Below are 12,307 nucleotides of genomic sequence, written 5' to 3' on the forward strand. Positions count from 1 at the left end.
TAATATGTCACCTATAGCTTATAGGAAACATGTTATCTAGGTGTTTTTTCTTTGTCTCACCAAATGGGGCCAGACCATTAGGAAGTGGTAGTTTTTTATACATTCAAAGCATCTCGTTCACATTCTACTATTTTTTCAATATGTGATAACACACGTTGCGCTACCAACTCACCTTGCCCAATACAATCTGGCAGACCAGAACCAGCGTAAGAACTTCCAGCTAAGTACACACCTGGCAATTCTTTCTCCATAAATGTTGTAAGCTTTTTCATTCGCTCGTTATGACCTACTGTATATTGAGGCATCGCTTCTTTCCAGCGGCTTACGATTGCAAACTCCGGGTCCTCTATAATATCCATCGTCTTTCGTAAGTCTTCTAGTACGAGCTTAACGAGTTCCTCTTCGGTTTGTTCTACAATCGCTTCATCACCAGGGCGTCCAACGTAACAGCGAAGAAGTACCTTACCTTCTGGCGTTGTATGCGGCCATTTTTTATGTGTCCACGTACATGCTGTAATGGAGAAGTCACTATTTCGTGATACGACAAATCCCGTTCCATCAATATCGCGCTGAATGGCTGATTTCGGAAAAGCAAGTGCTACATTCGCAACTGATGTGGACGGAATGTTGCGGAAGAAACGAAATTGTTTATACTGCGCAAACATAGAAGGCAATACTTTATGTGAGCTTGCCACTACGATGGCGTCCGCTTCTATTTCTTTTCCGTTACTAAGAGTAATCGTGTAACCATCCCCCAGTTTTGCAACTTTTTCAATGCGAGTTCCCTTTATTATCGTACCTTCATGCATCTTCACTTCGAGAGATTCTACTATAGATTCTAAACCTGTTTTCACCGTTTGGAAGATTCCCTTTTTCGGTTCAGCTTTCTCTTCTTTCGGAGCGAGCGTACGCATACCGAGTGAAATACTACGATGTTTCTGCTCAATTTGATACATTTGCGGGAAGGTCGACATTAAGCTCATTTCATCAATATCCCCTGCATAAATACCCGATAGTAATGGTTCTATTAAGTTTTCAACCACTTCGTTTCCGAGGCGATGTCTGAAAAACTGCCCGAGTGATTGGTCAGATACTGGTTTTGATCTAGGCATTAACAGATCAAAACCAGCTCTTAATTTACCAATTGGGGAGAACAACCCGGAAAATAGAAACGGCGTAATTTGCGTTGGAATTCCCATCATTGATCCACTCGGCATTTTATGTAACCGATTGTTTACGAGAATAAATGATTGACCGGCCTTATTATTTACAAGTTCATCGCCAAGACCTAATTCTCTCACCAATCTAGACGCACTTTCTTTTCGTGCTAAAAAAGAATCCGGTCCGCGTTCAATTGTAAATCCATCTTTTCGAACGGTTTGAATTTTCCCGCCAAGTTTACCCGACGCTTCTACAAGTAATGTATCTATCGGCAAGTCCTTCTCACGAATGTCTTTTTGTAAGTGATACATAGCTGTTAATCCTGTGATACCACCGCCGATGATCACAACTTTTTTCCTCAAGCAGGCTCCCCCTTTCTTCTTACAATACAGATTCTTTTTTCTTTAATACAACATCCGTTAAGCAATCAATGAATGCATCCGATGCGTTTGGCATTTCTGGACGATAATATTTCGCGCCAATTTCATCAGTCACCACTTTACACTCAAAGTCATTATCATATAAAACTTCTAAATGTTCCGCAACAAATCCAACTGGTGCATAAACAAATGAAGTATAACCGTACTTTTCATTTAATTCTCTCGTTAAATCTTGTACATCCGGACCGATCCAAGGATCTGGCGTGTTTCCTGCACTTTGCCATCCTACTGCATAGTTTGCTACTTCAGCGCCCCTTGCAATATAATCAGCTGTTTCATTTAATTGATCTGGATATGGATCGCCGAGTGCGATAATTTTCTCTGGTAAGCTGTGAGCGGATACGATTAATACTGCTTTTTCACGTTCTGCTTCTGACATACCGTTATATATACCTTTCACTGCATCGACCCAATACTGGATAAACTTCGGTTCTTTATACCAGCTATCAATGCCATGAATTGTTAAGTTTCCAAGTTTCTCAGCTTCTTCTTGCGCTCGTCCAACATATGATTTCACGCTAAATGTAGAATAGTGAGGCGCAAGAACAAGTGCGATTGCATCCTCTATTCCATCGTTATGCATAGCTTGTACCGCATCTTCAATAAACGGTTCAATATGTTTTAAACCAAGATACATGTGGTACTCTACTTCATCTTGTATTTCATTTAAACGCATTTCTAACTTTTTAGCTTGCTCTAATGTAATAGTAGCTAAAGGAGAAATACCACCAATTGCACGGTAACGCTCTGTTAAATCTTCTAGCATTTCAGGACTTGGCTTTCTTCCTCTGCGAATATGTGTATAGTAACGTTCAATATCTTCTTCTTTATATGGCGTTCCGTATGCCATTACAAGCAAACCAATTTTCTTTTTCATACAGCCAATCTCCTTTACTTCGCTAACTGTTCTTTAGAGTACTCATGAATAAATGTAGTTAAACGTTTTAATGTATCTGGATTTACTTCTGGGAATACACCGTGACCTAAGTTAAAGATATAACCCGGCTGCTTCATCCCTTGATCTAAAATACCTTTTACATGTTCTTCAATAACAGACCATGGTGCAAGTAAGAACGAAGGATCCATATTACCTTGTACCGCCTTATGAACGCCGCGTGCACGCGCTTCTTCAATCGGTAAACGCCAGTCTAAACCGACTACATCAAGAGGCAGATCATGCCATTCGTTCACTAAATGTGCAGCTCCTACGCCGTGCATAATCATCGGTACACCCATCGTACGAACTTCTGCAAAAATACGTTCCATTGCTGGTTTAATAAATACGCGATAATCTACTACATTTACTGTTCCAACCCATGAATCGAAAATTTGAACTGCTTTTGCTCCTGCGTTAATTTGCGCTTTTAAATATGTAATAACCATATCAGCAAGCTTATCCATTAAAGCGAACCAAGCTTTCGGCTCTGCATACATAAACGCTTTCGTATTATGGTAGTTACGAGATGGACCGCCTTCAATCATATAGCTCGCTAATGTAAATGGAGCTCCTGAAAAACCGATTAACGGTACGTCTAACATTTCTGTCGTTAATAAACGAATTGTATCTAATATGTACGGTACATCATCTTCTGGATTGATTTCCCCTAGTTTTTCTACGTCTTGTAAAGAACGGATTGGATTATCAATTACTGGTCCAATACCAGATTTAATTTCTACATCCACACCAATTGCAGGTAGTGGTGACATAATATCTTTATAAAGAATTGCTGCGTCTACGTTATATTGATCAACTGGTAACTTTGTAACGTAAGCACATAACTCTGGATTGTGTGTAATTTCAAATAAAGAATATTTTTCTTTTATCTTTCTATATTCCGGTTGCGAACGACCTGCTTGACGCATATACCATGCTGGTACATACTCTGTACGTTCCCCCCTACATGCTTTTAAAAATGTCTCATTTATAGTTCTTACCAAGACCCTTGCTCCCTTCCCTACCAATGCTTTTGCTTTAAATACGTTCTATTCCGATATTTATCTTTTTTTACTATACAGCTTGTAAAAACAAAATGCATAACATTATGTACGTTGTTCATGAAATTGACACAAACATTCGTAAAACCGCTTACTATTTTCACAACATTCTTATTATAACACAGAGAAAATCTACGGTTTAGCTACTTTTGACTTTTCTCCTTCACGGTTCGTTTGTGTGTTAAATGGCACAACGTAAAAACTCGGTTTTGAGAATATGTTAATAAACTTTTCCTCATATTCTCCGACACCTGTTACAGTACTCACATGCCTATGAATTCCGTTTTCCACTCTATAAATTCGATACATAATTCTTTCATCTGGAAGTGGTGTCCAGCTTAATTTTGCTTTAAATAAACCGAAAGGACTAAATGATAGTTTCATTTTTACATCTTCAATCTTGCGCAACCGAATTGGGGCACCAATCGTTTCTACACCTTCTGGCTGCATAAACTTTTCTTTCTGTTCTACATTTGCCTTCGTTAAAATTTTCTTAAATAACTTCGTTGCAGCTGCACTTTCGCCTTGCAATTTGTGCTCTTTATCCGTGTGATCATAGCCGACCCAAACTGCTCCCACTAAATTCGGCGTATATCCAACAAACCACATATCCCTTGCTCCATTATCATCATTAGGAATTGAAGTGGTACCCGTTTTTCCAGCCAACGCACCGTTATAGACACCTACTTTGGCTGTCCCTTCCTTTACAACTCCTTCTAACATTTTCGTCATATACCATGCTGTTTGTTTCGAGAAGACTTTCGTCTCTACTTTTGGCGATTCTCCAATGACTGCGCCGTGTCTATTTAACACTTTATCAATAACATGTGGCTCAATAATATTGCCGTTTGCTAAAAATGCACGATACATTTTTACAAGATCAAATGGTGAAACACCGTTTTTCAGCCCACCAAGCGCTGTACTTAACCCAGTATCTGCAATATGAACATTTCCTTTCTCTAAGTATTGCTTTCCTTCTTCGACCCCTAACTCATTTAATAAAGAAACTGCCGGTACGTTTGCTGAATCTAAAATCGCATCATACATCGTCATTTCTTTCGTATATTGACGATTGTAATTTCGAGGTTCATAACCTTCAAAAGAAGCTTTGTCATTTGTTAATAACGAATACGGATTATACTTTTTCGTTTCTAATGCTGGTGCATAGACGATAAGTGGTTTCAGAACAGAGCCCGGTTGCCTTTTTGCAAAAATACGATTAAATCCTCTCGGGACATACTTTCTTCCGCCAATCGCAGCTTTAATCCCACCCGTACGATTATCCATTAATAAAAATGCACCTTGCGCCCCATTTTCTTTACCAGGGAAATTGCGCGCATCTTGAAACTGGTTATACGCCACCTTTTGAATCTTTTCATCCATCGATACGACAAACGTATATCCTCCGCGAAGTACTTCTTGATGAGACAATCCGTATAAACGAGCCGCTTCATCTATGACCATATCAATATACGGCATATATGCGAGTTCATTCTCATCTAAGTTTTTATATAGAGCAATTGTCTTTCCTTGATAGCGAACGCTTTCTTCAGCAGTCAAATAACCTTGTCTATGCATAAGTGACAATACGAGATCACGGCGCTCCTTACTCTTCTCTGGAGAGAAATACGGTGAATATCCGTTTGGTGACTTCGGAAGACCTGCAAGCATTGCCCCTTCTTCTACTGTTAAATCTTCTACATTTTTATTAAAATACAACTTTGCTGCAGCTTGAATACCGTAAGCTCCATGTCCAAAATAAATATGATTCATATACATTTCAAGAATTTGTTGCTTCGTATATTTTTGCTCTAATTGAAGGGAGATTGCGACTTCCTTCAACTTACGCGTAAATGTTTTTTCACGAGTTAAAAAGACGTTTTTAGCAAGTTGCTGCGTAATCGTACTACCGCCTTCGACCTTCTCTCCAGCTAACGTGTCTTTATAAAGAGCACGGAATATTGACGGATAATCAATTCCTTGATGCTCATAAAAACGAGAATCTTCCACCGCAATAAACGACTGCTGCACGTATTTTGGAATTTGCTCGATTGGTACGAGGTCTCTATTTTCTACGTATAATTTCGTAATTTCTTTCCCTTTCTGGTCAACGATACGTGATGAAGAGTGGAAAACGAGCTGCTTTTCATCCATCATATAGCCACCAGCTAACACAATAAGTTTATAGATTACAATCGCTAATACAAGCGTCGCTAACCCACCTAATAAAGTCCACTTTACTTTCTTCATACATCGGCCTTCTTTCCAAATGATGGTACATTTATTATTTGAAAAAGAAGTATCTTTATGTATATAATCTTCGAAGTTTTTTAAGAGAGTTGATATAATAGAAACAAATAAGTAAGGGGGCATTAAAATGAAGGCTATTATTTCATACGAAACACCTCTAGAACAAGCACATTTCACTGCAAAAAATAATGAAAAAGATATGTTTTATAAAGAAAATACAGAAGAATCTGTAGAAGGATCTCTTCAATATGACGTACTAGATGCTGTTGGCGAATTTAAAGGACAACCTGGCTATATCGTTTGTAACAACATTTCTGTCACAGACGAAGGTCGCCCTGTATTTGAAAACCGTTTTAAAAACCGTGCAGGCCTTATTGAAAACGAACCAGGATTTCAAGCGATCCGCGTTCTACGCCCATTAAGTAACGATACATATGTCATCTTAACGATGTGGGAAACAGAGCAAAACTTTAAAGACTGGACAGAATCACGTTCATTCGAAAACGCTCATAAAAAACGTCCTGCACAAGCAGAGGGACAATCACAGGCTCAGGCGCATCCACATGCAGAACAGCAAAAGAGTATTTTCTCTCGTCCTTCTTTTGTGACTACTTTTGATGTGTTAGTTTAATTTTTTTGGAGTTTGAAGTTCGGAAACCGCGGTATGTGAAATTATATCGGCGCAACTCGAATTATATCAGCGATTCTTCGAATATATCGACTTATCGACAAATCACGACACAAAAAAAGGAAACACCACTACACACCGGTGTTTCCTTTTTCTTTGTACCAATTATATATACGAAGTGTGTCCTCTTTTCGCATGTGCTTCACTTTATAACGATGCCCTGCTACCGATACGGCAGCTGTACATAACTCGTTTTTCTTTTGAAAATATGATTGATTGTACCCCACCGCTTGAATATGCCTTCTACGCATGATTCCTGTATATTTCGCAAGACCTCTGTACACCATCGTTAATTGATTTTCTCTCATCATATAACCGCCGCTAGTATAACGAGCATATGCGAGTATTGTAACTCCGATACATAGCGGGATAAGAGTGAATAACGCGATATATTGTTTGAAATATATACTCGCACTAACGATCGGCACAGCGAGCACAGCAGTTGTAATCCAGCCCATGATGATGTAACGGCGCAATGCCGTTTTCGGTAAATGAACGATTTCCTCTTCCATTTCATACGGCAACTGTAAATATGCGAGTAACTGCTGCACATCTTTTTTCTTCATAAAAGGATGTAACATCACTTCATTCCCAGCGGATTCTATACTTTGAATGACTTCTACTTCCACAGAACAATAACCGAAAGGCTGACGGAGAATGCCTTCTTTCACAGTAATTGCTTGAATACGGTGCAATTTTAACACAAACTCTTTCTTATCAAATAACCCTTGTACGATGCGAATTTCATTTCCGTTTCGCTCAATTTTAAAGTTTGCATATTTTAACGCATAGCCTGCTGTTGAAATAACCCAAGAAATTGCCATTAAAATTGCGGTCATAACGATTAATTCATATACACCGTTATCCATCACATACGCTTCCACTTTATTGATAAGCCATTCTGGTAGAAATTGATTAAACTCTGTGTAAAGGATTACTAACATAGAAAACACTAATCCAAATCTACCAGATGTAATAGATGCGAATAAAATTTCTTTCGCTTTTAACTGATAAACTGTCTTACTACCTTCTTCCGCAGGCACCTCTTCAGCCACAACGCTTCTTTCTTTATGCAATAAAGCAATTAGTTCCTTCGCTTCATCTTCTTTAATACCAGCTAACATCACTTCTGGCTCACTACCGCCGCCTGCAACTTCTATATTTAATTTTGTAAGTCCAAGTATTTGATAAATGATGTTAGAAGATGTACTAACATTTTGCACACGTTCTTTATTTAAGTAGCTTTCTTTCTTTACAAACACACCATGTTTTATATGTAAAATATTATTCTCAATCCAGTACACTTTGAAATACCATTTCACAGCGGAGAAAATAGCCATCACGAATAAAAGAAACAACAAAACAAAATAAAATAAATACCAAGGCTCATTTTCATCAGAGCGAAATATTACAAGAAGGATAAAAGGAAATAAACCCGAAATTCGAATACCCAATAATATCGTGATCGGATGCTGCCTCTTATACATCCTTATCACTCACTTTCGCAAGTTCTCCAATTTGTCTTTTCAGCTGTTCTGCTTCTTCTTTCGTTAAACCTGGAATACTATGAGAAGTTGCTGCTGTTGAAATGTGTAATTCTGCTAAATTATACTTTCTCATAATCGGCCCTTGCTCAATCGTTACGTGCTGCACACGGATCATCGGAATAAGTACACGTTTTACAACGAACATTCCCTTTTGAATCTCAATCTCTTCTTCATTTAATCTGTAACTATAATAGCGTTGACGTAAATTTGGAAATACAAAATAATCAAGCGGGATAAATGTAATAGCGCCTGTTACTAACAATCCGAACAGCCAAACCCACCAGTTAAAGTTAATCATAAAAAAGAAATACGCAATTACGACTGCTAGTATAACTGCCGCCCCAATTAAAGCGTGAATTCGCCACACTTTCAGCATATTAGAATGAATCTCCCTTTCTAACGGCTGCATCTCATCACTCCAATTATATGAATGTATTACTTATATATTAGTTGGTATATACATTTTTGTAAAATTATAGTTTTTTACATCGTATCAAGCATTTCTTTAAAATTCCCTTCATTAATCGAATACACTTGAAACTGGATGTAATCTATCTCATTCGTATCTGGTTTAGCAAATGGCAAAATGTTAAATCTCGCCGCCGATCTTCCTAGCATATCTACAATCATAAGAGAAACGTCAATATATTCGAAGTCTATACGGAATACTACTGCTTCTTTTGTAAACTCATAATCTTTAATCGCGTCATAAGACTTATTCGCACTTATGAGCGTCACTTTTAATAATTGATTTAAATTTTCTGGTTTAAAATTAATCATATGTACAGCTCCTTTTTTTAACAAAAAACTACGAAAATAGTGTAATCTTTTCCTTTCACGGCTTCACACATCAATTATATAAAAAATAAAGCTAGTTTTTTATAAATTTTTTGATATAATTACATACGGGAAAAGGGAAGAATTTTGTCTTCCCTTGTGTTTTTTATTTGCATCTAGTACTTTTGCTAGATGCCTTTTTTTATACTAAAAAAGCATCCTCAAAGTATGTGAGGATACCTTTTCAACAATTGTACTTACATAATCCAGCTTCATTTTCTAGTTTATATTATTTCTGAGTATACTCTAAAGTTCGTTTTCATTCATTCTCTATAAGCAATTGCATTTGGCAACTGTAAGAATCCGTACTAAAAAACTCATCTAATAATTCCACTTCAATGCAATTTTTAATTGTTACATTATTTTTCTCTATATAATCTTTGAATTTCTCCATACTTTCTTCTTTATTATTCTTTTTATAGGCCAGCGTTAAATAGTTACCTTCTGGTAAGATATCTATATTTTGCTCTTTCTGTGTGTAATCATATTTACATAACACAGAAAAAGCATACTTTGGTTCAAATCTATATTTTGAATGAACCGTATATGCTATACCAATCTCCATCGTTGTTTCTAAATTTCTCTCCTGAATAATTTTATCTACCTCTGAATAATAAAGGAATTCTTTAAAATTACCCATTTCTTTGCATGGAGCAGTGACGATATAACGTTTCTCAAAATACTGTATTGTTATTTGATTATGTACTAGTACCTTTTTAGCGACTTGTACACTATTATCTAGTTTATCAATCGTATGAATGACTGCTTGCATCTCTTTTATCTTCTGCTCAGTTTCTTCTCTTTTTAATGCTAAAAATTTTAATAATTCATCCATATTCTTTTCCGTGAAAATTTTTTGCAGTTCTTTCGTACTCGTTCCTAAAGCTCTACAAACTTTAATTATATCAATATAAACAAATTGATCTACCGAATAGTATCTATAACCCGTTTTTGCATCAATATATACTGGGATAAGAATGCCTGTTTGATGATAATATCTTAAAGCTTTTATTGTAATGCCTTTCATATTAGCAACTTCACCAATAGAAAATAAATTTTCCAATTTATATTGCCCCCTTATTCTTGACTCTCCTCTAAAGGGAGACGTTATTATTTTATCGTTAAAGTTAGTGGAAGGATAATAAAAATGGGTCGTGTAAAATATGGAAACCTTAAAAGAAAAGATTATAAATAAGTGAGGTTAAAAATCAACTTGGCAGTCTTAGAAAAGTTACTAGGTGCCATTACAATCATCGAATTTATTTAAAAAAGAGGTTAAAATAGATGATACATTTTTTCTAGCTAACTAATTCAATGAAAGAAGGATATAATATGAAAATTGATAGACCAAAAATTTCGCCAGAGTTATCTTTAAAGAATTTTCACGATATTTTTTATGAAGAAGATTCAACATTAGAAATGTGTGAAATCATCGATTCCACTTTTGAAAATGAATCTGTAGATAGAGTGCGTTTATATAATGCAGTGATAAAAAATTGTAAGTTTACCAATACAGACTTTAGCAATATTGATATTACAGATGTTTGTTTTGAGAACTGCGATTTATCAAATGTTAATTTAAGCAACTCTTCTGTTCACAGAGTCGAATTTAAAAACAGTAAATTAATTGGCGTTAATTTTACAGAATCTAGCTTAGGAAATGTTACATTTGAAAATTCAATTTTGAATTTAGCTTCACTTGGAAATTCTAAACTAGAAAAGATCATATTTAATGAAACTTCATTAAATAATGCAGATTTTTTTGACTGTAAACTAAAAAAAGTTGAATTCAATTCATGTAGCCTTGACGAAGCAAATTTTGATCAAACATCACTGAAGGGAATAGATATTAGTTCTTCTAATTTTGATACACTTACCGTTTCAGTGAACGATCTAAGAGGATGTAAAGTATCATCATATCAAGCTATTCAGTTTGCAACATTACTCGGATTAATAATTAAAGATTAGTCATAAAGAACGATTTAAAATGTAAAAAGGTATCCTCGTACTTGAAGGATACCTTTTTATTATCTCTATTTTTGACAGATTACTGTTTTGTATCATATTCTTTTCATCAATCTAGTGCACTTCAACAATTGTACCATCTTCGAATACTTTGAATACACCAGTAAATCCTGATCCAGCTGCACCTTCTATTTTATATGTCGTACGCACTCTTATTTGATAATATTTCTTTCCATTTTCTACTTGCGTATTCTCTAGCGTGTAATCATATTCTTCTTTATATTCATTTTTAATATATTCTTTAGCTTTCTCAAAAGTAAATGCATCTTGATTCTTTCCTGTCTCTACCTTTTGATTCTTCTCTGTCTCTGTTTTTTGGTTCTTTTCTGTTGCTACCTTTTGATTCTTTTCTGCCTCTACTTTTTGGTTCTTTTCTGTTGCTACCTTTTGATTCTTTTCAGGCTCCACTTTTTGACTCGTTCCTGCATCTGTTTTTTGTGCCTTCGCTGCTGCTGTTTCACTCTTTGCAGTTTTTTCCTCTTCACCAATTTTAGTAACTAATCCTACAGCTTTTTTATTATATTCTTCAAAGTTCTTGTTACCTTTCGTTTCGGAAACTAGCTTATCTAATATCTCTTTCGCTTCTGCATAATTTTTCTTATTTATGAACTCTTCACTTTTCGTCAGTTGCTCGCTATATTTCTTTTTTTGTTCTAAGATGGCTAGTAATGCTGTTCGTTCTTCCTTCGCTTGTTTTATCAGCGTATTACTTCCATTCTTCACGCTCTCTACTTTTTCAAATGACTTGATTGACTCTTCTACCTTTGTTTCCTCTTTTAACTTCACTGCTTCAATCATTGCCTTCGTTTGTTCTACAAGTACTTTTACATCTGAATCATCTTTTTTCTCATCTAGCGCTCGTTCAAATGACGATAAGGCTGTTTTATATTCTTTATTCGTTAGTGCAGTCTTTCCCTCATCCATTGCTTTTTCAAAGTTCCCATTACTACATCCAGTCAACATTAAAAATGTAAGTCCAATTACCGTTAATAACTTTCTCATTTTCTCTCCCCCTATATACTCCTAAAACAATAACATCATATGTATAAAAGTCTGTGTAGTACTTAGACTAACAGTAAAATATGTACTACATTGTGTGCGGGAAAGGAAGTACATTTCATTTACTATCATTACTTAAAACTCCTAAATAGTTAGTAGTCTTCTTCTTTTAAGACCGAAAGGAATTTTAATAATGCGGATAAAGCTCCCACTCAAAATCTTTACTACACACTCTCATACACATAGAAAAACCATTTTTAGTTTATAGTTTGTTATTTCTTCAACTTTAAATATTCTCAGTTGATTGGAAATACGAACTACAATTCGTAATCTATCGAAAACATAAGAAAACAAAACGTAACAAA

The 12,307-nt window shown here is 35.8% G+C and carries 11 protein-coding genes; 2 read left to right on the plus strand and 9 right to left on the minus strand.

Annotated features, from left to right (window positions below; all coding sequences use genetic code 11):
• Positions 1-95: 95 nt before the first annotated feature.
• The 4 genes from hemY to JDS81_RS09260 all read right to left on the minus strand — a co-directional run bounded on the left by hemY (position 96) and on the right by JDS81_RS09260 (position 5,846).
• Positions 96-1,523: a protoporphyrinogen oxidase gene (gene hemY, locus JDS81_RS09245; RefSeq protein ID WP_097953174.1), complete on the minus strand. Its 1,428-nt coding sequence runs from the start codon at positions 1,521-1,523 to the stop codon at positions 96-98.
• Between the two features lie 19 nt (positions 1,524-1,542).
• Positions 1,543-2,478 carry a ferrochelatase gene (hemH, locus tag JDS81_RS09250; protein ID WP_000726796.1) on the minus strand — a complete coding sequence of 312 codons (936 nt, stop codon included), beginning with the start codon at positions 2,476-2,478 and terminating at the stop codon, positions 1,543-1,545.
• A gap of 14 nt (positions 2,479-2,492) precedes the next feature.
• A complete protein-coding gene (gene hemE / locus JDS81_RS09255) occupies positions 2,493-3,539 on the minus strand; it encodes a uroporphyrinogen decarboxylase (protein ID WP_070172836.1) in 1,047 nt (348 codons plus the stop codon).
• Positions 3,540-3,728: 189 nt separating this feature from the next.
• Positions 3,729-5,846: a transglycosylase domain-containing protein gene (locus JDS81_RS09260; RefSeq protein WP_097953173.1), complete on the minus strand. Its 2,118-nt coding sequence runs from the start codon at positions 5,844-5,846 to the stop codon at positions 3,729-3,731.
• A 127-nt stretch (positions 5,847-5,973) separates the two neighbouring features.
• On the opposite strand from JDS81_RS09260, the gene hmoB reads away from it, so the two are divergent.
• Complete coding sequence (gene hmoB / locus JDS81_RS09265; protein WP_000644080.1) at positions 5,974-6,477, plus strand: heme-degrading monooxygenase HmoB; 504 nt, start codon at positions 5,974-5,976, stop codon at positions 6,475-6,477.
• Positions 6,478-6,605: 128 nt separating this feature from the next.
• Here the strand turns inward: hmoB and JDS81_RS09270 are convergent, their stop codons facing one another.
• From JDS81_RS09270 to JDS81_RS09285, 4 genes are all read right to left on the minus strand, one after another.
• Positions 6,606-8,021, minus strand: coding sequence for a PH domain-containing protein (locus JDS81_RS09270; RefSeq protein ID WP_097953172.1), 1,416 nt, complete (start codon positions 8,019-8,021; stop codon positions 6,606-6,608).
• Positions 8,014-8,490 carry a PH domain-containing protein gene (locus tag JDS81_RS09275; RefSeq protein ID WP_097953171.1) on the minus strand — a complete coding sequence of 159 codons (477 nt, stop codon included), beginning with the start codon at positions 8,488-8,490 and terminating at the stop codon, positions 8,014-8,016. Before JDS81_RS09275 ends, JDS81_RS09270 begins: the two co-directional genes overlap by 8 nt.
• A gap of 74 nt (positions 8,491-8,564) precedes the next feature.
• Positions 8,565-8,861 (minus strand): hypothetical protein, encoded by a 297-nt coding sequence (locus JDS81_RS09280; protein ID WP_000606830.1) that lies wholly within the window; start codon positions 8,859-8,861, stop codon positions 8,565-8,567.
• 316 nt (positions 8,862-9,177) lie between these two features.
• On the minus strand, positions 9,178-9,981 hold the full coding sequence (locus JDS81_RS09285; protein ID WP_097953169.1) for a MerR family transcriptional regulator: 804 nt from the start codon (positions 9,979-9,981) through the stop codon (positions 9,178-9,180).
• A 269-nt stretch (positions 9,982-10,250) separates the two neighbouring features.
• Between JDS81_RS09285 and JDS81_RS09290 the strand changes: the two genes are divergently transcribed.
• Positions 10,251-10,886: a pentapeptide repeat-containing protein gene (locus JDS81_RS09290; RefSeq protein ID WP_097953168.1), complete on the plus strand. Its 636-nt coding sequence runs from the start codon at positions 10,251-10,253 to the stop codon at positions 10,884-10,886.
• Positions 10,887-10,997: 111 nt separating this feature from the next.
• Here JDS81_RS09290 and JDS81_RS09295 read toward each other — a convergent pair whose 3' ends face one another.
• Positions 10,998-11,945 carry a hypothetical protein gene (locus JDS81_RS09295; RefSeq protein ID WP_097953167.1) on the minus strand — a complete coding sequence of 316 codons (948 nt, stop codon included), beginning with the start codon at positions 11,943-11,945 and terminating at the stop codon, positions 10,998-11,000.
• Positions 11,946-12,307 lie beyond the last annotated feature (362 nt).

The sequence above is a fragment of the Bacillus cereus group sp. N31 genome, assembly GCF_016483245.1.
In the GTDB taxonomy this organism is placed as follows: domain Bacteria; phylum Bacillota; class Bacilli; order Bacillales; family Bacillaceae_G; genus Bacillus_A; species Bacillus_A toyonensis.